This window comes from Amycolatopsis sp. NPDC006131 (genome assembly GCF_040614175.1).
In the GTDB taxonomy this organism is placed as follows: domain Bacteria; phylum Actinomycetota; class Actinomycetes; order Mycobacteriales; family Pseudonocardiaceae; genus Amycolatopsis_E; species Amycolatopsis_E tucumanensis.
Window position 1 is genome coordinate 63,283 of sequence record NZ_JBEXTX010000012.1, and the last position, 25,079, is coordinate 88,361.

Here is a 25,079-nt window from a genome sequence, read left to right on the forward strand (position 1 = left end):
GGGGGAAGTCGTGCGGTACCGAGTGGAGTTGGCGGAGCGCCCCGACGGGCTGTACGCCGTGTGGCAGGGGCGCGTCTTCCCGGCGCAACGCTCCAGCGCGGACGGCACCGTCCTGCTCGTGACGCCGCCCGGCGAGGACGCGCCCGCCGACTTCGACAAGGAGTTCGACGGGCGGCCGGCGAAGGTGCTGCCGGAAGCCGAGGTCGCCGCGACCTTCAGCCTGCAGACGCACTGCCTGTTCGACGACGACATCTACCGCGTCGCCCCCGGCGAGGGGCTGACGTTGCGCTGGAACGGCACCGACGAGACGCGGGCGCGGCAGCTCGGCCTGCACGACTTCGCCGTCGACGCCACCGAGGCCGAGATCACCGCGATCTGGCAGGAGCGGCACGACTTCGCCGCCGGTGTGCGGCAGCTCGGAGCCGGGGATCCGCAGGAGCTGGTGCGGGAGATCGCGCGGCTGTTGCGGGACGTCGTGCCCGACGGCTGGGAGCGGATCGCCGCGCAGTTCCGGCAGGTCGGGGACTACGCGGAGATCGAGGTCCGCGCCGCGGGCGAGGGCGAGTCGGTGTCGTTGCCCGCGTCGCCGCGGCTCGGGCAGCTGTTCGGCGACCTGCGGGCCGCGATGTACCAGCCGGGCGCCGGGACGTGGTTCAAGGGCACGTTGACGCTGGTCGCGCCCGCCGACTTCACGTTCGACTACGACTCGTCGGCCGAGCCGAACTGGCGCCAGTCACCCTCAGGCAGGCCGACGGCCCGCGCGTACGAGGCCGAGCTGGAGCACTTCCCGCGCGACCGGAAGCAGGTCCCGGACTGGCTCGCGGCGAAGGCCGGCTTGCCGGTGGACGCGGCGTTCCGGCACGCCGCGGTCGTCGACGGGCCCGGCGAGCCGCCCGTGGTCAACCGGCAGGCGCTGCCGCCGGACGAGGCCCGCGCGTTGTTCGACTACCTGTACCGGGCGCCGGTCGCGGTGGCCAGGCCGAACCGGCTGCCGGACCTGTTCGCGCCTGCGGTGCAGCCGGACGTGCCCGACGCGTTCCACACCGACGGCACCTGGATCTGGGCCGCGGCGGTGCCGCACTACCTGCGGAAATACGGTCTGCCGCCGCAGCCGGAGCTGGTCGAGCACGTGCGCGCGCAGGGTTACCGGGCGCCGACCGTGCCGGCGCACCTGCTCGCGGCCGCGGAGGCGGAGCTGCTGGGCAGGCCGCTGCCGCCACAGCCCGACGCGGGTGAGGTGGACGCGGTCACGCTCATCGACCGCGGCGGCGATCCGCCGTACGGGCTGCGGGCGTCGGAGGTGCTGACGGTCCTGGAGCGGCGGCTGGCGGAGTACGGGATCGCGCCCTCGGCGTACCGGATCGGTGCGCGGGCCGAGGGTGCGTGGAGCCTGCAGCGGACGGAGTCGAGCTGGGAGGTCACCGGTCCGGACGGCGCGGAGCCGGCGGCGTTCGCGCGGGTCGAGGAGGCGGCGCGGTTCCTGCTCGGATCGCTGCTGCTGTACCCGGTGCGGGTGGTCGACGACGAGGGCGACTGGCCGATCACACCGCAGCGGGGCGAGCCGCCGCTGACGTTCTACCGCGCGAAGCGGCTGATCACGTTGCCCGCAGGGACGACGCTGGTGCGGTTCGGCGGCGAGGCGGGCAACCTGGTGCACGACGAGACGGCGCGGTTCCCGGAGACGTCGCTGCTGCCGGAGCGGGAGGGGCAGCGGGCGCTGTACCGGGTGGCGCGGCCGGTGCGCGTGCTGACCGGCGTGACACAACCATGGGGAGCGATGCCCGGCGGGGCGGTGGCGTACTTCTTGCCGCACCCCGTCGGGCACCACGTCGAGACAGGCGGGTTGGAGCGGCTTTAGCGCTTGCTGCTCTTGATCAGCGCAACGAGCTGATCGAACCGCGCGTTCATCTGGTCGACGACCTGCTCGAACCTGGCGTCGACCTGCTCGAACCGCCGGTCCACCTGCTCGAACCTCGCGTCCACCCGCGCGAAGCCCTCGTCCACCCTCCGTTCGAGTCGATCCAACCGGGCCCCCTGCTCGAGCTGGGTCTCACGCAGCGCGTGGAGCACCGTGATGTGCCCTCTCAGCTGAGCTGACACGTCACCGACCTCCTTCGAGGCCGCGACGGCGAGCACACGGGCTTCGCGGGCGGTCTCCAGCGCTTCGATGGCGAGCCTCCGGGTGTCGTTCTGTTCTTCGGTCATGCGCGGCAAGTTATCCACCCGAAATCGGCTCCTTTCAGCGCGAACGCGCCATGCCGCGCGATACCCCGGCAATCATCGCGGCATCCAGAGCGTCACGCGAGTTCCGCTGCCCGGGCTGGACTCCACCCGCGCCTGGCCGCCCGCCTCGGCCAGCCGCGCCGTGATCGACTCGCTGATTCCGAAGCCCGGTGGGCGGTCCGCCTCGTCGAAGCCGGCGCCGTGGTCGCGAATCACCACCGCCACCCCGCCGTCCCGTTCCTCGGCGCGCACGACGACCCGGTCGGTGCCCGAGTGCTTCAGCGTGTTCCGCAGGGCCTCGCGGGCCGCGTCGCGGATGGCGACCTGCCGGACCTCCGTCAGGGTGTCCGGGTCGAGCTCCGCCATGACCAGCTGGGCGCGCAGGCCGTCACGGGCCATTTCCGCTGCCAGGGCCGCCAGTTTCTCGCCGAGGGGGCCGCTGCCCTCCGCGCCCTCGATCGTCTGCCGCACCTCGATCGCCTGCGCGCGGGCCAGCCGCCGCATCTCGCTGAGCTGGTGTTCGCTGCTGCCGGAGCCCGGCAGGGCGATCGTCTCCAGCGTCTGCAGCACCGTGTCGTGCAGCATCCGGTGCTGCCGCGCACGTTCGGCCTCGCGGCCGTGCCTGATCCCGTACGCCAGCGCCAGCCGGGTGCCAAGGCCGAGCAGCACCAGCGCGCCGGTCGCCGTCACCAGCACGCCGATGATCGTCCCGACCCCGGCGAAGGCTTGTTTCACGTTGAACACGCCGCTGTTGAGCCACCACGCCGCCCCGGCGAGCGGCACGCTCAGCACCGTCAGCCCCAGCCCGTACCCGACTCCCAGCGCGAGGGTCAGCAACGCGACCCCGCCGAGCAGGTGCTTGCCCGGCACCTGCATCGCGGCCGTGAAGGCCGGCGCGGGCACCGTCGCCGCGACCACCAGGTTGGCCGCGAGCGTGAACACCACGTCGAGCACCAGCAGCCGCACCGCGCCACCGCCGTGGAACGGCGTCGACCGGAACAGCCAGCGCAGCCCGTACAGGTTCAGCGCGATCGAGCACACCGCGACCGCCACCACCGGCGCCACGCCACCGTGGTCGCCGGCGAGGAACGCGACCAGCGCCCCGGCCACCGCCAGCACGCGGTAGATCAGCGGGACCATCGCGACGTACCGGGTGGCGCGGAGCAGCAGGTTGTCCTGCGCCGCGAGGTCGACCGGCCCCACCATGCGCCGCATCCGCGCGAGCGGGGACACCGGCGCCGGGTCGGCGACCTCGTCGTCCAGTCCACCGGTCGCGCCGGCCATCGCGGGCGCGCCCCGCCGCAGCAGGGTGCCCAGGTAACTCGCCGCTCGCGGTGGGGACATCACGACCTCCCGGTCGTCTCGACGCACCCTGAAGTTACAGGCCGTTCTCCTCGGCCCAGCGGCGCAACTCGGCGACGGCCTCGTCGTGGTCGAGCGGCCCGCGGTCCAGGCGCAGCTCCTTCAGGTGCTTCCACGCCTTGCCGACCATGGGCCCCGGCGGCAGGCCGAGGATCTTCATGATCTCGTTGCCGTCCAGGTCGGGCCGCACCTTCGCCAGGTCCTCCTCGGCCTGGATGCGCGCGATCCGCTCCTCGAGCTCGTCGTAGGTGCGCTGCAGCGCGGCCGCCTTGCGCTTGTTGCGCGTCGTGCAGTCGGCGCGGACCAGCTTGTGCAGCCGGGGCAGCAGCTCACCAGCGTCGGTGACGTACCGGCGCACCGCCGAGTCGGTCCACTCGCCCTTGCCGTAGCCGTGGAACCGCAGGTGGAGGAACACCAGCTGGCCGACGTCCTCGATGACCTGCTTCGGGTACTTCAGCGCGCGCAAACGCTTGCGAGCCATCTTGGCGCCGACCACCTCGTGGTGGTGGAAGCTCACGCCGCCGCCCTCCTCGAACCGGCGGGTGGCGGGCTTGCCGATGTCGTGCAGCAGCGCGGCCAGCCGGAGCACCAGGTCGGGCTCGGCGTCCGGGTCGTCCCGGCGCTCCAGCGCGATCGCCTGGTCCAGCACGGTCAGCGAGTGCTGGTAGACGTCCTTGTGCTGGTGGTGCTCGTCGATGGCCAGCCGCATGCCGGGCACCTCGGGCAGGACGTGCTCGGCGAGCCCGGTGTCGACCATCAGCTCCAGCCCGCGCCGCGGGTACCGGCCGAGCATCAGCTTGGACAGCTCGGTCTGCACCCGCTCGGCGGTGATGCGCTGGATCTCGCCGGCCATCTCGGTCATCGCGGTGACCACGCGGGGCGCCGGCTCGAAGCCGAGCTGGGCGGCGAACCGGGCGGCACGCAGCATGCGCAGCGGGTCGTCGGCGAAGGACTCCTCCGGGGTGGCGGGGGTGTCGAGCACCTTCCGCCGCAGCGCGTCCATCCCGTCGTGCGGGTCGACGAACTGCTTGGTCGACAAGTCGATCGCCATCGCGTTGACCGTGAAGTCGCGGCGCTTGAGGTCGCCCTCGATCGAGTCGCCGAAGGTCACCTCGGGGTTGCGGCTCACCCGGTCGTAGACGTCCGCGCGGAACGTCGTGATCTCCAGCGTCGAGCCGCGCTTGGTGACGCCGACGGTGCCGAAGGCGATGCCGGCCTCCCACACCCCGTCGGCCCAGCCGCGGACGACCTTCAGGATCTGCTCGGGCCGCGCGTCGGTGGTGAAGTCGAGGTCGGCGGACAGCCGGCCGAGCAGCGCGTCCCGGACGCTGCCGCCGACCAGGTACAGCCGGCGCCCGGCCTTCGCGAACAGCCCGGCCAGCTCGTCGGCCAGCGGCGAGATCCGCATCAGCTCGGTCACCGCGTTCCGCTTCGCGGTCAGTTCGTTCACCGGGATCGAACCGCCTCGGGAGTCGACTCAACCATGACAGACACGAGGAACCAGCCTACCGATCGACGAGGAGTGAACAGTCAACTACGCAGTAGCGGCCGGAAGGGGCCGCCACGCACTAGCATCGCAGCATGTCTGGATCGGCCGGTCGCTCCGGCGGGGGTAAGCCGCGACGCCGGTCACGCCGCCGCCGCGGCCGGAAGATGACGACCTCCGTGGAGACCTCCGCCGGCGGCCTCGTGGTCGATCCCGCCAGGGAGAACGCCGTGCTCATCGGCAGGCTGGACCGCCACGGGAAGCTGCTGTGGTCGCTGCCGAAGGGCCACATCGAAGACGGCGAGACGATCGAGCAGACTGCGGTGCGCGAGGTGAAGGAGGAGACCGGGATCTCCGCGGAAGTGCTGCGGCCGCTCGGCACCATCGACTACTGGTTCGTGGCCGAGCGACGGCGGGTGCACAAGACGGTGCATCATTTCCTGCTGGAAGCCACCGGCGGCGAGCTGTCCGACGAGGACTCGGAGGTCACCGAGGTGGCCTGGGTGCCGATCGCCGATCTGGAGACCCGGCTCGCCTACACCGACGAGCGGTCCCTGGTGCGCAAGGCGCGGGAACTGTTCGACGACGACACGCGAGCGACAGAAGGAGCGTCGGAGTGAAGCGGTTCGCCGCCACCGGGCTGGTTGCGTTCCTCCTCGCGATGTTCACCCCGGTCACGGCGAGTGCCCAGTCGGACGCGCCCAGCCGCCTGCGGCTGGACGTCGCGCAGCTCAACCCGCGCGTGATCACCACGAACTCGGTGACGCTCAACGTCACCGGCTCCGTGACGAACGTGGGCGACCGGCGGATCAGCGACCTGCAGGTCCGGCTGGAGCTGGGCGAGCGGCTCACCACCGAGCGCCAGGTGCGCACCGCGATGAGCGGCGCGGCCGCGGCCGCCGCGTCGAGCACCGACTGGGTCGACGTCGAGCCGTCGACCCTGGAGCCGGGGCAGACCGCCCAGCTCAGCGTCACCGTCCGGCTCGACGGGACGCGCGGAAACCTGCGCGTGAACAGCGCCGGCGTGTACCCGATGCTGGTCAACGTCAACGGCACGCCGGACTACGGCGGCGCGGCGCGGCTGGCGTCGATGAGCATGCTGCTGCCGGTCCTGTCCGCGCCGGGCAAGAGCGCGACCAGCCAGAACACCTCGCCGTCGCCGTTCACGATGCTGTGGCCGATCGCCGACACCCGCCCGCGGATCGTGGCCGCGCCGCTGGGCGGCACCGCGGTGCTGTCCGACGACGTGCTGGCGACCGAGCTGCGGCCCGGCGGCCGCCTGTACGGGCTGGTGGAGTCGGCGAGCGCGGTCCGCGACGACCCGCAGCTGACCCGCGCGCTCTGCTACGCCATCGACCCCGACCTGCTCGACACCGTGGACGCGATGTCCCGCGGCTACCAGGTCCGCACCTCGACCGGCACCACCGGCGGCACCGGCGCGGAGGCCGCGAAGGCGTGGCTGCAGTCGCTGCGGGAGCTGGTCACCGGGCAGTGCGTGGTCCAGCTGCCCTACGCCGACGCCGACCTGACCGCGCTGACCAAGGTCCGCAGCGGTGACCTGCTGCCGTTCGCCCTGGACACCGGCGCGCGAGTGCAGGAACTGCTCGGCGTCACCCCGCAGAACGGCGTGCTGTGGGCGGGCGGCGCGCTGGACCAGAGCACGCTGGCCGCGCTGAGCGGCGCCGGCGTGCGCACCCTGATCACCGACCCGGTCGACTCGTCGACAAGCGGCCAGTCGTCCGGCGCGGTCACGCTGGACGGCACCGCGCTGCGGGCGCAGCAGGTCGACTCGCTGGTCCTGTCCGGCCTGGCCGGCGCGTCCGGCAGCACCGAGGCGACCGCGGCGACGCCGGTGGACGACCCGGACATCGCCACGCAGAACGGCCTGGCCGCCCTCGCGTTCCGCGGCGGCCTTGCCGGTGGCGCCTCGCGGCCGGTGCTGGTCGCCCCGCCCCGCCGGTGGACGGCGACGCAGGACGAGCTGACCGGTTTCCTGCGCAACGTCGGCGACTTCGTCGACCGCAACATGCTGACCCCGCAGTCGCTGCCCGCGCTGCTGGCGACCGCGAGCACGGGCAGCGCCAAGATGAGCTACACGGCCGAGGACCTGGCCACCGCGACCCCGACGTCGGTCACCGACGAGATGAGCTCCATCGAGACCACGATGGCCGACCTGCAGGGCGCGATGCAGATCGACCCGGCCGCGCAGGTGGAGCCCGCCGAGCTGCTCGAACCGCTGCGGTTCGCGCTGGTCCGCAGCACGTCGGCGGCCTGGCGCGCGCGGCAGGGCGCCGCCGAGGCCTCGGCCGCCGACGCCCGCGCCGAACTGGACGGCCTGCTCGGCCGCGTGACGGTGGACACCCCGCCGGTGCCGATCTCGATGGCGTCCGGGTCGGCGCCGCTGCCGGTGTCGTTCAACAACCGGCTGCCGGTGCAGATCGCGGTGCGGATCCAGCTGAGCAACACGCCCGGCCTGCGCGTCGAGCAGGTGCCGGACCGCCTGGTCCCGGCCGGCCTCGGCGGCAGCGAGCGGATCCCGGCCGAGGCCCTGCGCGCCGGCGTGTTCAACCTGACCGTCTCGCTGACCACCCCCGGCGGCACGCCGCTGGGCAACCCGGCGCGGTTCGAGCTGCGGTCCAACGAGTACGGCGTCGTGACGCTGGTCCTCACGATCGCGGGCGCGGCGGCCCTGGTCCTGCTCTCCGCGCGCCAGATCTACCGTCGCGTCCGGGCCCGCAAGGCCTGACCGACTACTCTGGGGTGCCAGAACCGGACCGGCGAGGATTGGGCGCGCGCGTTGGACAGAGACCCGGGGTGGCCACCCGAGCGTCCCGCCGACCGCGGAACACGGCGCCCGCCGCCGCCTGATCGCGCTCGGCAGGACCAGACCCGCCGCATCCCGCCTGCGGCGAACGGCAGGCCGCGGCCCCCGCAGCCGACTCGCCAGCAGGGACAACTGCCGCCGGACCGGCTGCCGCAGCCGCCGCGCCGCCAGCCGCCGCCGGATCGCAGGCAGCCGCCGCCCACGGGCAGGCAGGCCCCGCCGGACCGCCGCCAGCCGGTCCGGCCGTGGCGCCAGGAGCGGCAGCGCCACCAGGACAGCATGCCGTTCGGCGCGCCGCCGCTGCCGCCGAACGACCCCGACGCGACCATGCTGATCCCGCGGATCAGCGGCGTGCAGGGCGGCAACCGCTGGCCGGTGGCCGACCCGGACGTGCTGCGGCCCTACGACGCGCTGGCGACGCGGATGATGCCGCGCATCACGGCGTCGCCGTCCACCTCGTTCGGCGAGGGTCCCGGCCTGGACGCCACCGGCTTCCACGCGCCCGTCGAGGCGCCGGAGAAGCCGGCCGCGCCGTCGCTGGCGAAGTCCAGCAGCCGGATCGCCATCGCGTCCCTGATCAGCCGGATCACCGGGTTCCTCTGGAAGATCATGCTGGTCTGGGCCGTGGGCACCGGCGTGGTGAACGACTCGTTCAACATCGCCAACACGCTGCCCAACATCGTCTTCGAGCTGCTGCTCGGCGGCGTCCTGAGCAGTGTGGTGGTGCCGCTGCTGGTGCGGTCGCAGGACGACAAGGACGGCGGCCTGGCCTACACCCAGCGCATGCTGACGGTGGCGTTCGTGCTGCTGGTGATCGGCACGGTGGTCGCGGTGGCCGCCGCGCCGTGGCTGACCTCGCTCTACCTGGACGGCGAACCAGGCAAGACCAGCTCGGACCTGACCACGGCGTTCGCCAGGCTGCTGCTGCCGGAGATCCTGTTCTACGGCCTGTTCGCGCTGCTCTCGGCGATCCTCAACGCCAAGCAGATCTTCGGGCCGCCGGCCTGGGCGCCGGTGGTGAACAACCTGGTCGTGATCTTCACGCTGGCCGTGTTCATGCTCACCCCCGGCGAGATCACGTTCAACCCGGTCGAGATGAGCCAGCCGAAGCTGCTGCTGCTGGGCATCGGCGTGACCATGGGCATCGTCGTGCAGGCGATCATGCTGGTGCCGCCGCTGCTGCGCAGCGGGTTCCGGTTCAAGTGGCGCTGGGGCATCGACAAGCGCATGAAGGAGTTCGGCGGCCTCGCGCTGTGGATCCTCGGCTACGTCGCGGTCAGCCAGATCGGCTTCACCGTCAACACCCGCGTGCTGACCAGCGGTGACCCGGGCGGTGTGACGATCTACTCGAACGCCTGGCTGCTGTTCCAGCTGCCGTACGGCGTCATCGGCGTCTCGCTGCTCACCGCGATCATGCCGCGGCTGTCACGCAACGCCGCCGACGGCGACACCCGCAAGGTGGTCGCCGACCTGTCCTACGCCTCCCGCATCTCGACGGTGATGCTCGTGCCGATCGCCGCGGTGATGTCGGTGATCGGCACCTCGGTCGGTGTGGCGTTGTTCAGCGGCGGGGAGAACTCGACCGCGGACGCGTCGCGGCTGGGTGAGGCACTGGCCATCTCGGCGTTCGGCCTGCTGCCGTACGCGCTGGTGATGCTGCAGCTGCGGGTGTTCTACGCGATGAAGGACGCCCGCACGCCGACGCTGATCATGGTCGTGATGACCCTGGTCAAGATCCCGCTGCTGTACCTGTGCCCGGTGCTGCTGTCGGACCAGAACATCGTGCTGGGCGCGATGATGGTCAACTCGCTGACGTTCGTGGTCGGCGCGATCATGGGCCAGGTCTGGCTGTGGGTCAGCCTGGGCAACCTGCGCAGCAAGCGCGTGCTCGGCGTCATCCTGTTCACCGTCGTGGCGAGCGGGCTGGGTGTGCTCGCCGCGGTCGCGGTCGGGTGGGTGGTCCCGGACTTCGGCGAGCGGCTGACCGCGTGGATCAAGCTGATCCTGCAGGGCATCGTCGGCCTCGGTGTGTCGTTCGGCGTACTGGCGCTGCTCAGGGTGGACGAGCTGTCCCCGGCCACGAAGAGAATCACCCGATTGATCAAGCGCGGGTAACGAACCACTCACGGATAACCCTGTCTCACCCCGTGTGTTCACGTACCCTCGACCACAGGGCGCGGGAAAGAGAGCGTGGGGTGAACGAGAAGCGGAGCGAGCAGTCCGGTCCGATCCGGACGGGTGTCCGCGCGAGGGGAGGCTCCCTCGCGCCGGGCAGCGTGGTCGGAGACGGCCGGTACCGGTTGCTCGCCCAGTTCGGCATCGACGAGCGGGCGGGCGCCCACCTGTGGCGTGCGCGGGACGGCCAGCTGCGGCGGGACGTCGCGCTGACGCTGCTCGTCGGCGACCCCGCGGACGCCGAAGCCGCACGTCAGGCCCGCAAGACCCTCGAACGCGCCACGCACGCCGCCAAGTTCAACCACGAAGCGGTCGCCAGGGTGCTCGACGTGCTCACCCTCGGCAACGGCATCACCTCCGGTGAGGGCCTGCTGGGCGTCGTGGTCACCGAGTGGACCAAGGGCACCGACCTGATCGATCTGGTCGCCGACCGCCCGGTCCAGCCGCTCGCCGCGGCCCGGATGGTCCAGCGGCTCGCCGAGGCCGTCGAGCGGGCCCACCACTCCGGTCTCGTGCTCGGCCTGGACCACCCGCAGCGCCTGCGCCTGACCACCGAAGGCTCGCTCCGCCTGGCGTTCCCCGGCCCGCTGCCGGACGCGACGCTGCGCGACGACGTGAAGGCCATCGGCGGGATCCTGTACCTGCTGCTCACCGGCCGCTGGCCGCTGCCGGGCGGGCCGGCCGCGATCCCGGCCGCGCCGCACGCCCCGAACGGACGGCTCGTGCCGCCGCGCTCGCTGCAGCCGTCGGTGCCGCAGGAGCTGTCGTCGCTGGCGGTCCGCACGGTCGAGGACGGCGGCCCTGGCGGCATCCGCACCAGCGCCGCGATCGTGCGCGCGCTGGAGATGGCCGCCGAGGCCGAGGAGCGGACGCAGCTGATCAAGGCCCAGATGGAGGCCGACGGCGACGGCACGATCTGGACGACGAAGAAGCCGGTCAAGGACCGCGCGCGGCGGCGAAAGCTGGCGCTCGGCGTCACCGTGCTGGTCGTCGCCGCGGTCGCGATCCTGGCCTGGCTCGGCATGCTGGCGATCAGCTTCTTCCAGGACGACCCCAGCTCGGGCGGCCCGCCGATCAACGTCGCCAACCCGACCCCGACGGCGTCCGCGTCGGCCCCGGTCAACCCGTCGCCGAACCCGCCGCCGTCGCCCGGCGGGCAGGCGCAGATCGGCGCCGCGGTTGGCCCGGAGAGCGTCACGGTCTACAACCCGGACGGCAACGGCGACAACACCAGCCGGGCCCGCAACACCGTGGACGGCGACCCCACCACGATCTGGCGGACCGACCAGTACCGGCAGCAGTTCCCGGCCATCAAGGAGGGCGTCGGGCTGCTGGCGAGCTTCGACAAGCCGATCAACCTGGCGAAGATCACGGTGGCCGCGGACAGCCCGGGCACCTCGATCGAGGTCCGGCTGGCCGACTCGCGCAACCCGGAGCTGGCCGACACTCGCGTGATCGGCACGGCCACGTTGAACGGGCAGACCACCGACATCACCCTTCCGCAGCCCCAGCAGGGGCAGTACGTGATCATCTGGATCACTCAGCTGAGTGACACGGACAAGGGCTACCAGTCCCAGATAGGCGAATTGACCTTCCTCCCCGCCCAGTAGGGTGCTGCGGGTGACCGCAGCTGCACCAACGGACGCCGACCTCATCGCGGCGCACGCGTCGGGGGATCCGCACGCGTTCAGCGAACTGGTCCGGCGGCATCGGGACCGCATGTGGGCGGTGGCCCTGCGCACCCTGCGCGACCCCGAGGAAGCCGCCGACGCCCTGCAGGACGCCTTCATCTCCGCCTTCCGCGCCGCCGCGAACTTCCGCGCGGAATCCCAGGTCACCACCTGGTTGCACCGGATCGTGGTGAACGCCTGCCTGGACCGGGTCCGGCGCAGGCAGGCCCGTCCGACGGTGCCGCTGCCGGAGACCGGCGTGAACGAGCCGGCCACGCCGCGGGACTCGATGGCCGACCGGGAGACCCGGCTGGTCATCAAGGAGGCGCTCGCGCAGCTGCCGGAGGACCAGCGGATGCCGATCGTGCTGGTCGACGTCGAGGGGTACTCGGTCAGCGAGACCGCGAAGATGCTCGGCATCGCGGAGGGCACGGTGAAGAGCCGCTGCGCCCGCGGCCGCGCCAAACTCGCCAAAGTTCTCGGCCATCTCCGGAACCCGGATGCATTAGCGAACGTCCCAACTCCCGAAAGCAAACGGGAGCGCGGCGGCCGGTCTGGGGCACAGCGCGAGAGGGAGGGACGATGACGGACGAGAGTCGGGGGATCGAGGCCGCCGGCCCGCCCTGGTCTGTCGACCTGCTCGCGGACCTGCACGCCGGCGTCCTGGACGACGACGAAGCCGCCCGCCTGTGGCCGCTGGTGCAGGCCGATCCCGAGGCGCGCGCGATCATCGAGGCGCTGGAGGCGACCACCGCCGACCTGGCTGAGCTGAGCGCGGACGTCCCGCCGATGCCGGCCGAGTTCGCGGCTCGCCTGGACGCCGCGATCGCCGAGGAGTCGCGCCGCGCGTTCCCGCAGCAGCAGCAGCCGGGCGTGGCGCCGGTGGTGAGCCTGGACGCGGCCCGCCGTCGCCGCAACAAGCGCATCGGCTGGATCAGCGGGGTGGTGGCCGTGGCCGCCGCCGCGGTGGCCGCCGTCGCGATCGCCATCCCGGGTGGCACGTCGCCGTCGCCGGGCAGCAACGTGGCCGCGCCCCCGCCCGGTCAGAGCGCGCCGCAGCCGCCGCTGAACCTGCGCAGCGACCAGGCCGCGAGCGCGGTCGGCCAGATGCAGGGCACGTTCGACTACGGCCCGCTGCGCAACGCGGACGCGCTGCAGACGTGCCTGACCGCCGCCGGCTTCGCCGACACCGCCAAGCCGATCGGGGTCCGCCAGGGCTCGATCGACGGGCAGCCGGCCGTGCTGACCCTGCTGACCACCGGTCAGCTGGCGAAGTTCCGGCTGGTCGCGTTCGCCCCGACCTGCGGCGCGGGCAACGCCGGGGTGCTCTTGGACAAGGTGATCGGCTGATCTGCTTTTTGAGGCGGCCGCCGGCCGGCACCGCCGCGGGTTCTCAGGAGCCCCCTCGCGAGGACAGCGCCGACGTGGTGAACCGGCGTTCATGAGGAGGCGATCCCACAGCGAGGGGGCTTCTGAGGTTCCGCCACCCGCACCGCCAAGCAAGCCACGACCTGTGGATTTCCGCGACACGGGCGACGCGTGTCACGCCGGGAACACTGGACCCTACGATCGTGTTGAGCCTGGTACGCAGGTCACGACGAGCGGAGGTCTACGGGTGGCAGCGGAAAACGTTCGGAACCTCATCATCGTGGGGTCGGGTCCGGCCGGGTACACGGCCGCGGTGTACGCCGCGCGTGCCCAGCTCGAACCGCTGGTGTTCGAGGGTTCCCAGTTCGGCGGCGCGCTCATGACCACCACCGAGGTCGAGAACTACCCCGGCTTCCGGGACGGCATCCAGGGCCCGGACCTGATGGAGGAGATGCGCAAGCAGGCCGAGCGCTTCGGCGCGGAGCTGCGCGCCGAGGACGTGGAGAAGCTCGAGCTGGAGGGCGACGTCAAGTACGTCACCGCCCACGGCACGCGCTACGCGGCCAAGGCCGTCGTCCTCGCCATGGGTTCGGCCGCGCGCTACCTCAACGTGCCCGGTGAGCAGGAGCTGCTCGGCCGCGGTGTCTCGGCCTGCGCGACCTGTGACGGCTTCTTCTTCCGCGACCAGGACATCGCCGTGCTCGGCGGTGGCGACTCCGCCATGGAGGAGGCCACCTTCCTGACCAAGTTCGCCCGGTCGGTGACGATCGTGCACCGGCGCGAGGAGTTCCGCGCCTCCAAGATCATGCTCGAGCGCGCCCGCGCGAACGAGAAGATCAAGTGGGCGCTGAACAAGCAGGTCGTCGAGGTGCTGGGCGACACCACCGTGTCCGGCCTGAAGCTCAAGGACACCGTCACCGGCGAGGAGTCGGTGCTCGACGTCACCGGCTTCTTCGTCGCGATCGGCCACGACCCGCGCAGCGAGCTGGTCAAGGGCCAGGTCGAGCTGGACGCCGAGGGTTACGTCCTGACCAAGGGCCGCACCTCCTACACCAACCTGCCGGGCGTCTTCGCCGCGGGCGACCTGGTCGACCACACCTACCGGCAGGCCATCACCGCCGCAGGCTCGGGCTGCTCCGCGGCCATCGACGCCGAGCGCTGGCTGGCCGAGCACGCCGGCAACCCCGAAGCCGAGATCGCGCCCGAACTGGTGGGCGGCGGCTACGGCTCCGCGAACTGAACTCCAAGCTCGTACCAAGTAGGGAGATGAAATGTCCGACACCGTCAAGGTGACCGATAAGTCCTTCGCCGACGACGTTCTGACCAGCGACAAGCCGGTCCTGGTCGACTTCTGGGCGACCTGGTGCGGGCCGTGCAAGATGGTCGCCCCGGTGCTCGAGGAGATCGCCGCCGAGCACAAGGACAAGCTGACCGTCGCGAAGCTGGACATCGACGAGAACCCGGGCACCGCCCGCGACTACCAGGTCATGTCGATCCCGACGCTGATCCTGTTCCAGGGCGGCAAGCCGGTGAAGCAGATCGTCGGCGCCAAGCCGAAGGCCGCGCTGCTGTCGGATCTGTCCGACGTTCTCGCCTGACGAAGGCAACCCGGACCCGGGGGTAAACGTCTTCTACGGACGGCCCCCGGGTTTTTCCATGCTCACCCGCCCGGATGACGCACCGACCGGCCCTACGCGGTCACGGAGAGTCCTCAGGGCAGAATGGGTACCCGAGGTTAGCCCGAGACTGTTTGTGCCGCATCGGTTTTTGATCGATGCCCAAGGAAAGAGCGAGGAGTGCATGCGGGTGCTCCGCCGCGGCGACGTCGGGGACGACGTCGCTGAGATCAGGTCGATGCTGGCCTCGATCGGTCTGCTCCGGCCGGATGCCGGCAACCTGTTCGACCACGAGGTCGAACGGGCCGTCCGCGGGTTCCAGCAGCGCCGAGGGCTGCTCATCGACGGCGTCGTCGGCCCGGCCACCTACCACGTGCTGCGCGGCGCGACCTTCCACCTTGGCAGCAGGCCGCTGGCCTACCTGATCTCCTCGCCGGTGCACGGCGACGACGTGTTCGCGCTGCAGGACCGGCTGACCGAGCTGGGCTACGACGCCGGCCGCCCGGACGGCATGTTCGGCCCGAAGACCGAGCACGCACTGCGCAACTTCCAGCGCGACTACGGCCTGGTGATCGACGGCATCTGCGGCCCGGCGACCGTCCGCGCGCTGCGGCAGCTCTCCCCGCGTGCCCGTGGTGGCCGCCCGGTGCTGCTGCGCGAGCAGGAGCAGGTCCGCCAGTCCGGGCCGCGGCTGCGTGGCAAGCGGATCGTCATCGACCCCGGTCACGGCGGCGCCGACCCGGGTGTGGAGATCGGCGGCCTGCGCGAGGCCGACATCGTGTGGGACTTGGCGCGCCGTCTGGAAGGCCGGATGAAGGCCACCGGCATGGAGGCGCTGATCTCGCGTGGCCCGGACACCGGGCCCGCGGAGGCGGAGCGCGCCGCGTTCGCCAACAACGCGGGCGCCGACCTGTTCCTGTCGCTGCACTGCGACCGTAACTCCTCGCCGCACGCGCAGGGCGTCGCCTCGTTCCACTGGGGCAACGGCCTGGGCACCACGTCGACGGTGGGTGAGCTGCTGGCCGGCTACCTGCAGCGCGAGGTGGCCGCCCGCACCGGTCTGCTGGACTGCCGGACGCACGCCAAGACCTGGGACATCCTGCGGCTGACGCGGTGCCCTGCGGTGCGGATGGAGATCGGCTACCTGAGCAACCCCGGCGACCGGGCGAAGCTGTCCGACCCGACGTTCCGCGACATCGTCGCCGAGGGCATCCTGATCGCCGTCAAGCGCCTGTACCTGCTCGGTGAGGGCGACCAGCCGACCGGCACGTTCACGTTCGCCGACGTGCTCGCCCACGAGCTGGCGAAGGCCGAATAAGCCCACTCGTTCACAGCAGTTGTCCACAGAAGCCTGTGGACAACTGCTGCCTTGTGGACCGTTTCTGTGGATAACTCCGTCTACGCGCGGGCTGTGCTGGGTTCGGCTGTGGTGATGGTCACCTGGCCGAGGAGCCGCTCCAGCGCCGCTTCGACGTCTTCCTTCCAGGACAGCGCCGACCGGATCTCCAGGCGCAGCCTGGGCCACTTGGGGTGCGGGCGCACGGTCTTGAACCCGACCGCGGTGAGGAAGTCGGCCGGGACCACGCAGGTGTGCCCCAGCAGCTCGTTGTCGGCGTCGTCCGGGCTCGCGTCGCCGAACGCCTCGATCGCGCGCACACCGCGGCGCGTCATGTCCTTGGCGACCGCCTGGATGAGCGTGCGGCCCAGCCCGCCACCGCGGAACTCGGGCAGCACCTGGAAGCTCGTCAGCAGCACCGCGTCCGCGCTGGGCGGGGACGTGGGGAAGGCGACCGAGCGCGGCACCAGGTTCGGCGGGGCGTACAACACGAACCCGACGGGCAGCGAGTCGCTGTAGATGATGCGGCCGCAGGAGCCCCACTCCAGCAGCACCGAGGAGACCCAGGCCTCCTTCTCGACCTCGGTCTGGCCGAACTCCTCCGCCTGCGCGCGCAGGTGCGGCGCGAGCTCCCAGTACACGCACCGGCGGCAGTTCTTGGGCAGGTGTTCCAGGTTGTCGAGGGTGACGCCCACGACTCGACGCGACACCTGATCCCCTCCCCGGATTTCGCGGCGGCCGGCCCGACGTGGAGCAGGGCGTGGCGTACCGCCGCAGCCTGCTCGGCCGCATTTGAGGATAGGCGTCTGTGACCCGCGCCGGAAGGCCGGGAATATCACAAGGACGAGTGGTTACACTCGGGAAACTGACCATTCGACAGAGCGAAGTGCGATGACTGCGAATCCACCCGAGCACACTGGCCGCCGAGACCTCGATCCCCACCTCGCCCGTTACGCCGCCCGCACGGCAGGCATGACGGCGTCGGAGATCCGAGCTCTCTTCGCGGTGGCCAGCCGCCCGGAGGTGGTTTCGCTCGCCGGCGGCATGCCGAACCTCGCCGCGCTCCCGCTGGACAGCCTGTCTTCGCAGGTGGGGGAGATCATCGCGGAGGACGGCCTGGTCGCGCTGCAGTACGGCTCCGCGCAGGGCGTGCCGGTGCTGCGCGAGCAGATCTGCGAGGTCATGGCGATGGAGGGCATCAACGCGCACTCCGACGACGTCGTGGTGACCGTCGGCTCCCAGATGGGCCTGGACATGGTCACCCGGCTGTTCTGCGACCCGGGCGACGTCGTGCTGGCCGAGGGGCCGTCCTACGTGGGCGCGCTGGGCTCGTTCGCCGCGTACCAGGCGAAGGTTGTGCACGTCGTGATGGACGACCAGGGACTGGTGCCGGAGGCGCTGCGGGAGGCACTCGCGGCCGCCGAGAAGGCCGGGCAGCGGGTCAAGTTCCTCTACACGATCCCGAACTTCCACAACCCGGCCGGCGTGACGCTCGCGGTCGAGCGGCGCGCCGAGATCCTCGCGATCTGCCGGGCGCACGGCGTGCTGGTGGTCGAGGACAACCCGTACGGACTGCTCGGCTTCGACGGCCAGACCTACCCGGCGCTGCGGTCGCTCGACCCGGACAACGTCGTGTACCTGGGCTCGTTCTCCAAGACGTTCGCCTCCGGCCTGCGGGTCGGCTGGGTCCTGGCGCCGCACGCGGTGCGGGAGAAGCTGGTGCTGGCCGCGGAGTCGGCCACGCTGTGCCCGCCGAGCCTCAACCAGATGATCGTGTCGCGGTACCTGGCCACGCACGACTGGAAGGGCCAGATTAAGACCTTCCGCGAGAACTACCGGGAGCGGCGGGACGCGATGCTCTCCGCCCTGGAGCAGCACCTGCCGTCCGGCTGCAGCTGGACGCACCCGGATGGCGGTTTCTACGTGTGGGTGACGGTGCCGGAGGGTGTCGACACCAAGGCGATGCTGCCGCGCGCCGTCACTGCCCGGGTCGCGTACGCGTCCGGAACCGGTTTCTACGCCGACGGTTTCGGCAGCAGGCAGATGCGGTTGTCGTACTGCTACCCGACGCCCGAGCGGATCAAGGAGGGCGTGCGACGCCTGGCCGCGGTGCTCGAGTCCGAAATGGACCTGGTGCGCACGTTCGGTAACGTCAGCATGCGCGCGATCCCCGGCCCGGAGACGCCGTCGCCGGACACGGCCTGATCGCCGCGCTGCTGAGTCCTATTTAGACTGTTGATTGAGGAGAGTGCCGGCGTGGTTATGCCGACCGTCGCCGTTCTCGCGGGCGGGCTTTCGCATGAACGCGATGTCTCGCTGCGGTCCGGCCGCAGGCTGTCCGCCGCGCTGCGGGAGCAGGGGCTGACCGTCGAGGAGTGGGACACCGACGCGGGCCTGCTCGACCGGTTGCGGTCCGAGCGGCCCGACGCGGCCGTCGTGGCACTGCACGGTGGCCAGGGCGAGAACGGATCGGTGCAGACCGTCCTGGAGATGCTGAAGGTGCCGTACGTGGGCACCAGCTCGCGCGGGTGCCGCCGGGCGTGGGACAAGCCGACCGCGAAGGCCGTGCTGTCCGCCGCCGGGTACGCGACCCCGGACTGGGTCGTGCTGCCGCACAGCACCTTCCGGGAGCTGGGCGCGCAGGGCGTGCTGGATGCGATCGTCGACCACCTGGGCCTTCCGCTGATCCTCAAGCCCGACCAGGGCGGGTCCGCGCTGGGCGCCCAGGTCGTGCGGGACGCCGCCGAGCTTCCCGCCGCGATGGTGGGCTGCTTCGCGTACGGCGACACCGTGCTGGCGGAGCGGCTGGTCGAGGGTGTCGAGGTCGCGGTGGCGGTCGTCGAGCGGGACGGGGAGCCGGAGGCGCTGCCCGCCGTGGAGATCGTGCCGGAGAGCGGTGTCTACGACTACACCTCGCGCTACACCGCGGGGCTGACCGACTTCTTCGCCCCGGCCCGGCTGCCGGAGCCGTCCGCCAAGGCAGTCGGCGAGCTGGCCGTCGCCGCGCACAAGCTGCTCGGTCTGCGGGACATCTCCCGGACCGACGCGATCGTGACCGCCGACGGCACGGTCCAGTTCCTCGAAGTTAACTCGTCGCCGGGCCTCACCGAGACGTCGACCGTGCCGATGGCGATCGAGACCGCGGGCACGTCGCTCGGCGCCGTGTTCGCCGATCTCGTCGCGCGGGCGATCCGCCGGTCCGCCTGACACGTCCCCGGAACCACTGAGGGCCGCCTTCCCGAGCGGGAGGTGGCCCTCAGTGTTGTCAGATCAAATCATCACCGTGACGAAACGACCTGGTGTCATTCCTCATCGGTTCGCAGCGCCTGATTTGCCCGATTCGGGTCCATGATCGAGACGATTCGCTCCAGATCGTCGATCGAGCCGAACTCGACGACGATGCGCCCCTTCCGGCGGCCGAGGTCAACCTTGACGCGGGTGTCGAAGGTGTCCGACAGCCGGTTCGCCAGATCCTGGAGACCGGGCGCCTGCATCGCCTTGCGGGGAGCGGCCTTCGGCTTGGCCGGCGCCTCGCTCTTCTTGAGAGTCACCGCCTCCTCGGTCGCGCGGACCGAGAGCCCCTCGGCGACGATGCGCGTCGCGAGCTCCTCCTGCTGCTCCGGATCTTCGAGCGAGAGCAGCGCCCGGGCGTGCCCGGCGGAGAGAACCCCGGCGGCGACGCGGCGCTGCACGGGGAGGGGGAGCTTGAGCAGCCGGATGGTGTTGGTGATGACCGGGCGGCTGCGGCCGATGCGGGAGGCGAGCTCCTCGTGCGTCACCTCGAACTCGTCGAGCAGCTGCTGGTAGGCGGCCGCCTCTTCCAACGGGTTCAGCTGGACGCGGTGGATGTTCTCCAGCAGCGCGTCCCGCAGCATCGCTTCGTCGGCGGTCTGCCGGACGATGGCCGGGATGTTCTCCAGCTCGGCCCGCTGGGACGCACGCAGACGACGCTCGCCCATGACCAGCTCGTACTCGCCGCCGCCGAGTTCGCGGACGACGATCGGCTGCATGAGGCCGAACTCGCGGATCGAGTGCTCCAGCTCGGCGAGGGCGTCCTCGTCGAAGACCTGCCGCGGCTGCTTCGGGTTGGGCTTGACCGAGCTCGTCGGGATCTCGCGGTAGACGGCGCCGGCCACCTCACCGCTGGGGACGACCTCGCTGTTGGCCGCGAACCAGTCCTTGTCACCGTTGCGAGACGGCGCCTCCGGGCGAGCCGGCGCACTGGGGGTGTTCTCGCCTGCGGGCGGTCCGGTCGGGATCAGCGCGGCCAGGCCACGCCCCAGGCCACCCCTGCGTTCGGTCATAACGTGCCCCTCCTCGATCCGTTGCTGCTGCCACGCTCCGCGAGTTCGCGAGCCGCATCGACGTAGCTCATCGCGCCCCGCGAACCCGGGTCGTACGCCAGCACGGTCTGGCCGTAGCTGGGCGCCTCGGACACCTTCACGTTGCGGGGGATGACGGTCTTGAGGACGACGTCGCCGAAGTGGTCGCGCACCTCGGCGGTCACCTGGTCGGCCAGCTTGGTGCGGCCGTCGTACATGGTGAGGAGGATCGTCGAGACGGAGAGGCTGGGGTTGAGGTGCTTCTGCACCAGCTCGATGTTGCTGAGGAGCTGCCCGAGGCCTTCGAGTGCGTAGTACTCGCACTGGATCGGGATGAGCACCTCGCGGGCGGCGACCATCGCGTTGACCGTGAGGAGGCCGAGCGAGGGCGGGCAGTCGATGAAGACGTAGTCCACGCCGAGCTGGTCGACCACCTCCCCGGTGAGCGCCTCCTTCAGCCGCGATTCGCGGGAGGGCATCTCGACGAGCTCGATCTCGGCGCCGGCAAGGTCGATCGTCGCGGGGACGCAGAACAGGTTGGGGGACTGCTCGCTGACGGCCATCGCCTCGCCCAGGGGGAGGTCGCCGAGGAGGACGTCGTAGATGGAGGGGGTGCCGGAGCGGTGGTCCACGTTGAGCGCGGTGCTGGCGTTGCCCTGCGGGTCGAGGTCGATGACGAGGGTCTTGAGCCCGTGCACCGCGAGGGCCGCGGCGAGGTTGACGGCGCTGGTCGTCTTGCCGACGCCGCCCTTCTGGTTGGCGACGGTCAGCACGCGGCGCTGATCGGGCCGGGGGAGGGAGTTGGGGTCCGGGTGCAGCACGCGGGCGGCGCGCTCGGCCTCTTCGGCAATGGGGGTCCAGTCTGACGCAGGCGGGGTCACCGGCCGAGCCACCTTTCCGCAATCGACGCTGTTGGTTTCACGTGGAACATGGGTCGCATCATGCTGATCTGGCCTCCACAAGCCATCCAGTACGCCATCCTGTCATCCCGCACGGCGCGGGCGACGGGCACTTCGTACGCGCTCCACCCGCACCACGGTCGTCGGCGTTTCGAGCACGCCGACCCCGCATTCAGAGACCGTTGGAGCACCCCCACCGACGCGGGCAACCGCCTTCGCATCACGGGCAACTTCGTCCCGGGCACTAGCTCCCTTGACTGCGAGCATCATGCCACCCTCCCGGACGAGGGGGAGGCACCAGCCCGCCAATCGCGCGAGCGGAGCGACGGCCCGTGAGGTGACGACGTCCGCGGTCCCGACGCGATCCCGGAGTGCCTTCTCCTCCGCCCGGCCGCGGACGACGGTGACGTCCAGTTTGATGGTCTCGGCGACTTCGTTCAACCAGTCGGCGCGCCGAGCCATGGGCTCGACGAGAACGACCTCCAGATCCGGCCGCGCGATGGCGAGCGGCACCCCGGGAAAGCCGGCGCCGGACCCGACGTCGATCACCCGGACGCCGTTCGCGATCCGCTCACCGACGACGGCGGAGTTCAACAGGTGCCGATCCCAAAGCCGCTCCACCTCACGCGGCCCGATCAACCCCCGCTCGACGCCGAACCGCTCGAGCATCTCAGCGAAGGCGACGGCCTTATCGAGGCCATCGCCGAACACTCGCCCCGCCACGTCGGGCACCGGCACCACTAGCACTCCTCGGGTTTCACGTGAAACGACCAACGCCCCCGATTCTCCACGACGCGAACATCATCGCGGGGAGGCGGACCGCAACTGTGGAGGGTTTCACGTGAAACTGCCCCGAGGAGTGTCAGCGGCTGGTTCCACGTGAAACCAACGCACAGTCATAGACCCGACCCCGCCCGCCTGCCGCCGCCCGACCCGCACGAAGTGAGCAACCTTCCGAGCGTCTCGCATCCGCGCAATGCGCGGCGCCGTGTCGAGCGGAGCCACCGCGAGACTCGCCAACCCGCGCGGTACCACCGCCGCGGCCGTTTCGCAGCGAGCCGCGAGCGGGCCGCCGATCGGACTGCGGGCACAGGAAGAGCCACCGCTCTGACGCGCCTACGGCGGCACACCTCGTCGCCACCGCCAAAGACCACCGCTCCAAATCGCGGACATAAAAAAGGCGGCCCACCGAAGTGGGCCGCCTTCCGAGAAACCTGAACGCCTACGCGTCCGGCATCACCACGACACGTCGCTTGGGCTCCTCGCCCTCGCTTTCGCTCTTGACGCCGCCCACGGCGGCCACCGCGTCATGGACGACCTTTCGCTCAAACGGGCTCATCGGCTGCAGCCGCACCTTCTCGCCCGTCGCCTTGACCGTCTCGGCCGTCGTGCGGCCCAGCTCGCTCAGCTCGGCGCGGCGGCCGGCCCGCCAGCCGGCGATGTCGAGCATCAGCCGGCTCCGAGTGCCGGTCTCCTGCTGCACCGCGAGCCGTGTCAGTTCCTGCAGCGCCTCGAGCACCTGGCCGCGTCCGCCGACCAGCTTCTCCAGATCGTCACCGCCGTCGATGCTCACGATCGCGCGGCCGCTCTCCACGTCGAGGTCGATGTCCCCGTCGTAGTCGAGCAGGTCCAGCAGCCGCTCCAGGTAGTCGCCCGCGATGTCGCCCTCGCGGACCAGCAGGTCCTCCGTCGACGAACCCGTCGCCTCCGCAGCCGGCGCCTCGTCGTCAGCGTCGATCGCTTCGACCGTCTCCGCCATCGTCATCTCCTTTCACCGGGCTCCAGCGCTCAGCGGCGCTTCTGCCCCGAGCCCTTCTGTCCTGAGTTCTTGCCGCCCTGCGAAGGCTTCTTGCGCTTCTGCGCCGAGCCGTTCTGCGGGCGTTGCCCCTGCTGCGGGAAGCGGTGCGGGGAGCCGGCCTTCGAGCCCGGCTTCTGCCCGGTCGCCTTGCCGTCGGCGGCCGGCTTGTCGGCCGCGCCGTCACCGTCGTCCGTCTTCTTCGGCTGGACCGGCTTCTGGCCCGGCTTCGGCTTCGCACCCGGGCGCGGCGCCAGCGAGTTGCGCTTCTCGGCGGCCTCGGCCTTCTTCTGCGCCTCTTCCTTGTCGATGCGCGTGTAGACCAGGCGCTGCTGCATCAGGGTCCAGCCGTTGTTCGCGAGCCAGTAGACGAGCAGGCCGATCGGGAAGAACGCACCGAACACCAGAACACCGAGCGGGAAGATGTACATCGTCAGCCGCTGCATCATCTGCGTCTGCGGCGTGATCGCCTCGGGGTTCAGGTTCTGCCGCTGCGCCGAGTGCCGCGCGGTCAGGTGGGTCAGGACCGACGCGAGGATCATCAGCGGGATCGCGACCGGCGCGACGTGCCAGTGCCAGCCGCCGCCCTGACCACCCAGCATCGAAGCGTTGTGGATGGCGTCGCCGATGTTGACGCCGAACAGCTTCGCGTGCACGTACGACTCGACGCCGGCCTGGTCGAAGAAGTAGTTCTCCGTCTTCGGGCTGCCGTCCGCGGGCTGGATGGAGAACGCGCGCAGCACCCAGTTCAGACCGATGAACACCGGGATCTGCAGCAGCATCGGCAGGCAGCTGCCCAGCGGGTTGACGCCGTGCTCCTTCTGGAGCTTCTGCATCTCCATCGCCTGGCGCTGGCGGTCGTTCGCGTACTTCTTCTGAATCTTCTTCAGTTCCGGCGCGAACTCCTGCATCTTCTTCATCGACCGGACCTGGTTCACGAACGGCTTGAACATGATGCCGCGAACCGTGAAGGTCAGGAAGATGATCGCCAGGAGCCAGGTGATCGCGTTGTCGGCCCCGAAGACGAACCCGAAGACCTTGTGCCAACACCACAGGATGAAGGACACGGGGTAGTAGATGAAGTCGAGCACTGAGCTACTCCTCGGTTGACAAACCAGGTCTCTGGTGGCGCCACGAGAACACCTCAGGCACCGGGTCGCGGCCGGGCATCGTCCACGGGCCGCAGCGCAGCAGCCGTCGGAGGGCGAGGTAACTGCCCTTCGCGGCGCCGAAGCGGGTCAGAGCCTCGACCGCGTACGTGCTGCAGCTGGGGTAGAAGCGGCAGCTCGGCGGGAGGTAGGGCGAGATGAAACGGCGGTAGAACCGCAGCGGGAGCAACAACACCTGGGCGACCGGCCCAGGGCGCTCGACCTTCCGCGGTGCATCGGTGCTGGCGTCATTCACCGGCGTGGCCCCTCATGTCCGCGGCCGTGTCCGGCCGGGGTGTCGCCGGGCCGTCGGATGGGCGGCCCGGGAGCAGGCTCAGCCGTTTCAGCGCCGCGTCCAGATCGGCACCGAGTTCGGCACTGGACGCGGTGGCCGCCGGCGGCAGGGCCCTCACGACCAACGAACTGCCGGGCGGCACGGTTCCGAGGCGCTGCATGACGAGATGCCGCAGGCGCCGGGTCACCCGGTGGCGCACAACTGAGTTGCCCACGGCCTTGCTCACCACAAAACCCGCCCGCGGCGTTCCCGCGGACGGGTCGGTGGACTGAACCGCGTGCACCACGAGGCGGCGCCGACCTGCCCGAGCACCCCTGCGCATGACCTCGCGGAAGTCCTCACTGCGCCGCAACCGGGCGGCACGGGGCAGCACGTCGCGCCTCGGAACGGCGCTATCAGGCGGACAGCTTCTCGCGGCCCTTGCGACGGCGGGCCGACAGGATCGCGCGACCGGCGCGGGTGCGCATCCGCAGCCGGAAGCCGTGGGTCCGGGCGCGTCGACGGTTGTTCGGCTGGAAGGTGCGCTTACCCTTGCTCACTGCTAACTCCTGGTCTCGACA

General features: G+C 71.0%; 24 protein-coding genes. 12 read left to right on the top strand and 12 right to left on the bottom strand.

Annotated elements, in window-relative coordinates; all coding sequences use genetic code 11:
- Nucleotides 1–10 precede the first annotated feature (10 nt).
- Nucleotides 11–1,858 carry a TNT domain-containing protein gene (locus tag ABZ215_RS09680; RefSeq protein ID WP_354949059.1) on the top strand — a complete coding sequence of 616 codons (1,848 nt, stop codon included), beginning with the start codon at nucleotides 11–13 and terminating at the stop codon, nucleotides 1,856–1,858.
- Here the strand turns inward: ABZ215_RS09680 and ABZ215_RS09685 are convergent.
- The 3 genes from ABZ215_RS09685 to ABZ215_RS09695 form a co-directional block, all read right to left on the bottom strand.
- Nucleotides 1,855–2,205: a hypothetical protein gene (locus tag ABZ215_RS09685; RefSeq protein ID WP_354949061.1), complete on the bottom strand. Its 351-nt coding sequence runs from the start codon at nucleotides 2,203–2,205 to the stop codon at nucleotides 1,855–1,857. The genes ABZ215_RS09680 and ABZ215_RS09685 overlap by 4 nt on opposite strands.
- Nucleotides 2,206–2,277: 72 nt before the next feature.
- Nucleotides 2,278–3,567: an ATP-binding protein gene (locus ABZ215_RS09690; RefSeq protein ID WP_354949063.1), complete on the bottom strand. Its 1,290-nt coding sequence runs from the start codon at nucleotides 3,565–3,567 to the stop codon at nucleotides 2,278–2,280.
- Between the two features lie 34 nt (nucleotides 3,568–3,601).
- A complete protein-coding gene (locus ABZ215_RS09695; protein WP_354949065.1) occupies nucleotides 3,602–5,035 on the bottom strand; it encodes a CCA tRNA nucleotidyltransferase in 1,434 nt (477 codons plus the stop codon).
- A gap of 131 nt (nucleotides 5,036–5,166) precedes the next feature.
- Between ABZ215_RS09695 and ABZ215_RS09700 the strand changes: the two genes are divergently transcribed.
- The 9 genes from ABZ215_RS09700 to ABZ215_RS09740 all read left to right on the top strand — a co-directional run bounded on the left by ABZ215_RS09700 (nucleotide 5,167) and on the right by ABZ215_RS09740 (nucleotide 16,042).
- The gene (locus ABZ215_RS09700) at nucleotides 5,167–5,691 is read left to right on the top strand and encodes an NUDIX hydrolase (protein WP_026153651.1); all 525 of its coding nucleotides are present in this window, start codon (nucleotides 5,167–5,169) and stop codon (nucleotides 5,689–5,691) included.
- On the top strand, nucleotides 5,688–7,817 hold the full coding sequence (locus ABZ215_RS09705) for a DUF6049 family protein (RefSeq protein WP_237335841.1): 2,130 nt from the start codon (nucleotides 5,688–5,690) through the stop codon (nucleotides 7,815–7,817). The genes ABZ215_RS09700 and ABZ215_RS09705 overlap by 4 nt, the downstream gene beginning before the upstream one ends.
- 357 nt (nucleotides 7,818–8,174) lie before the next feature.
- A complete protein-coding gene (gene murJ / locus ABZ215_RS09710; protein WP_157358404.1) occupies nucleotides 8,175–10,010 on the top strand; it encodes a murein biosynthesis integral membrane protein MurJ in 1,836 nt (611 codons plus the stop codon).
- 80 nt (nucleotides 10,011–10,090) lie between these two features.
- On the top strand, nucleotides 10,091–11,680 hold the full coding sequence (locus ABZ215_RS09715) for a protein kinase family protein (protein ID WP_020416217.1): 1,590 nt from the start codon (nucleotides 10,091–10,093) through the stop codon (nucleotides 11,678–11,680).
- 10 nt (nucleotides 11,681–11,690) lie between these two features.
- Nucleotides 11,691–12,326, top strand: a complete 636-nt coding sequence (sigM, locus tag ABZ215_RS09720; RefSeq protein WP_027933195.1) for an RNA polymerase sigma factor SigM — start codon at nucleotides 11,691–11,693, stop codon at nucleotides 12,324–12,326.
- Nucleotides 12,323–13,090 (top strand): hypothetical protein, encoded by a 768-nt coding sequence (locus ABZ215_RS09725; RefSeq protein WP_354949067.1) that lies wholly within the window; start codon nucleotides 12,323–12,325, stop codon nucleotides 13,088–13,090. Before sigM ends, ABZ215_RS09725 begins: the two co-directional genes overlap by 4 nt.
- A gap of 265 nt (nucleotides 13,091–13,355) precedes the next feature.
- Nucleotides 13,356–14,348, top strand: a complete 993-nt coding sequence (trxB, locus tag ABZ215_RS09730; RefSeq protein WP_020416220.1) for a thioredoxin-disulfide reductase — start codon at nucleotides 13,356–13,358, stop codon at nucleotides 14,346–14,348.
- A gap of 31 nt (nucleotides 14,349–14,379) precedes the next feature.
- Nucleotides 14,380–14,706: a thioredoxin gene (gene trxA, locus ABZ215_RS09735; RefSeq protein WP_017985934.1), complete on the top strand. Its 327-nt coding sequence runs from the start codon at nucleotides 14,380–14,382 to the stop codon at nucleotides 14,704–14,706.
- Between the two features lie 202 nt (nucleotides 14,707–14,908).
- A complete protein-coding gene (locus ABZ215_RS09740) occupies nucleotides 14,909–16,042 on the top strand; it encodes an N-acetylmuramoyl-L-alanine amidase (RefSeq protein WP_354949069.1) in 1,134 nt (377 codons plus the stop codon).
- 80 nt (nucleotides 16,043–16,122) lie between these two features.
- Here ABZ215_RS09740 and ABZ215_RS09745 read toward each other — a convergent pair whose 3' ends face one another.
- Nucleotides 16,123–16,770 carry a GNAT family N-acetyltransferase gene (locus ABZ215_RS09745; RefSeq protein ID WP_027935576.1) on the bottom strand — a complete coding sequence of 216 codons (648 nt, stop codon included), beginning with the start codon at nucleotides 16,768–16,770 and terminating at the stop codon, nucleotides 16,123–16,125.
- A 181-nt stretch (nucleotides 16,771–16,951) separates the two neighbouring features.
- Between ABZ215_RS09745 and ABZ215_RS09750 the strand changes: the two genes are divergently transcribed.
- Nucleotides 16,952–18,265 (top strand): PLP-dependent aminotransferase family protein, encoded by a 1,314-nt coding sequence (locus tag ABZ215_RS09750; RefSeq protein WP_354709841.1) that lies wholly within the window; start codon nucleotides 16,952–16,954, stop codon nucleotides 18,263–18,265.
- Nucleotides 18,266–18,316: 51 nt separating this feature from the next.
- On the top strand, nucleotides 18,317–19,267 hold the full coding sequence (locus ABZ215_RS09755; RefSeq protein ID WP_237335836.1) for a D-alanine--D-alanine ligase: 951 nt from the start codon (nucleotides 18,317–18,319) through the stop codon (nucleotides 19,265–19,267).
- A gap of 95 nt (nucleotides 19,268–19,362) precedes the next feature.
- Here the strand turns inward: ABZ215_RS09755 and ABZ215_RS09760 are convergent, their stop codons facing one another.
- The 8 genes from ABZ215_RS09760 to rpmH form a co-directional block, all read right to left on the bottom strand.
- Complete coding sequence (locus ABZ215_RS09760) at nucleotides 19,363–20,364, bottom strand: ParB/RepB/Spo0J family partition protein (protein ID WP_237335835.1); 1,002 nt, start codon at nucleotides 20,362–20,364, stop codon at nucleotides 19,363–19,365.
- Nucleotides 20,361–21,263 (bottom strand): ParA family protein, encoded by a 903-nt coding sequence (locus ABZ215_RS09765; protein ID WP_354949072.1) that lies wholly within the window; start codon nucleotides 21,261–21,263, stop codon nucleotides 20,361–20,363. Before ABZ215_RS09765 ends, ABZ215_RS09760 begins: the two co-directional genes overlap by 4 nt.
- Nucleotides 21,264–21,365: 102 nt before the next feature.
- Nucleotides 21,366–22,022 (bottom strand): 16S rRNA (guanine(527)-N(7))-methyltransferase RsmG, encoded by a 657-nt coding sequence (gene rsmG / locus ABZ215_RS09770; RefSeq protein WP_354949074.1) that lies wholly within the window; start codon nucleotides 22,020–22,022, stop codon nucleotides 21,366–21,368.
- A gap of 481 nt (nucleotides 22,023–22,503) precedes the next feature.
- Complete coding sequence (locus ABZ215_RS09775; protein ID WP_020416228.1) at nucleotides 22,504–23,040, bottom strand: R3H domain-containing nucleic acid-binding protein; 537 nt, start codon at nucleotides 23,038–23,040, stop codon at nucleotides 22,504–22,506.
- A 29-nt stretch (nucleotides 23,041–23,069) separates the two neighbouring features.
- Nucleotides 23,070–24,167, bottom strand: coding sequence for a membrane protein insertase YidC (gene yidC / locus ABZ215_RS09780; RefSeq protein WP_354949076.1), 1,098 nt, complete (start codon nucleotides 24,165–24,167; stop codon nucleotides 23,070–23,072).
- A gap of 4 nt (nucleotides 24,168–24,171) precedes the next feature.
- On the bottom strand, nucleotides 24,172–24,480 hold the full coding sequence (yidD, locus tag ABZ215_RS09785; RefSeq protein WP_027935580.1) for a membrane protein insertion efficiency factor YidD: 309 nt from the start codon (nucleotides 24,478–24,480) through the stop codon (nucleotides 24,172–24,174).
- Nucleotides 24,473–24,892 carry a ribonuclease P protein component gene (gene rnpA, locus ABZ215_RS09790; protein WP_081617639.1) on the bottom strand — a complete coding sequence of 140 codons (420 nt, stop codon included), beginning with the start codon at nucleotides 24,890–24,892 and terminating at the stop codon, nucleotides 24,473–24,475. The genes yidD and rnpA overlap by 8 nt, the downstream gene beginning before the upstream one ends.
- Nucleotides 24,893–24,914: 22 nt before the next feature.
- Nucleotides 24,915–25,058, bottom strand: a complete 144-nt coding sequence (gene rpmH / locus ABZ215_RS09795) for a 50S ribosomal protein L34 (protein ID WP_017985946.1) — start codon at nucleotides 25,056–25,058, stop codon at nucleotides 24,915–24,917.
- Nucleotides 25,059–25,079 lie beyond the last annotated feature (21 nt).

Coding starts and splice junctions, on each gene's coding strand:
- ABZ215_RS09700 (WP_026153651.1), top strand. CDS start 5,167: ATGTCTGGATCGGCCGGTCGCTCCGGCGGGGGTAAGCCGCGACGCCGG.
- ABZ215_RS09725 (WP_354949067.1), top strand. CDS start 12,323: ATGACGGACGAGAGTCGGGGGATCGAGGCCGCCGGCCCGCCCTGGTCT.
- murJ (WP_157358404.1), top strand. CDS start 8,175: ATGCCGTTCGGCGCGCCGCCGCTGCCGCCGAACGACCCCGACGCGACC.
- ABZ215_RS09685 (WP_354949061.1), bottom strand. CDS start 2,205: ATGACCGAAGAACAGAACGACACCCGGAGGCTCGCCATCGAAGCGCTG.
- ABZ215_RS09740 (WP_354949069.1), top strand. CDS start 14,909: ATGCGGGTGCTCCGCCGCGGCGACGTCGGGGACGACGTCGCTGAGATC.
- ABZ215_RS09760 (WP_237335835.1), bottom strand. CDS start 20,364: ATGACCGAACGCAGGGGTGGCCTGGGGCGTGGCCTGGCCGCGCTGATC.
- ABZ215_RS09775 (WP_020416228.1), bottom strand. CDS start 23,040: ATGGCGGAGACGGTCGAAGCGATCGACGCTGACGACGAGGCGCCGGCT.
- ABZ215_RS09750 (WP_354709841.1), top strand. CDS start 16,952: ATGACTGCGAATCCACCCGAGCACACTGGCCGCCGAGACCTCGATCCC.
- ABZ215_RS09690 (WP_354949063.1), bottom strand. CDS start 3,567: ATGTCCCCACCGCGAGCGGCGAGTTACCTGGGCACCCTGCTGCGGCGG.
- trxA (WP_017985934.1), top strand. CDS start 14,380: ATGTCCGACACCGTCAAGGTGACCGATAAGTCCTTCGCCGACGACGTT.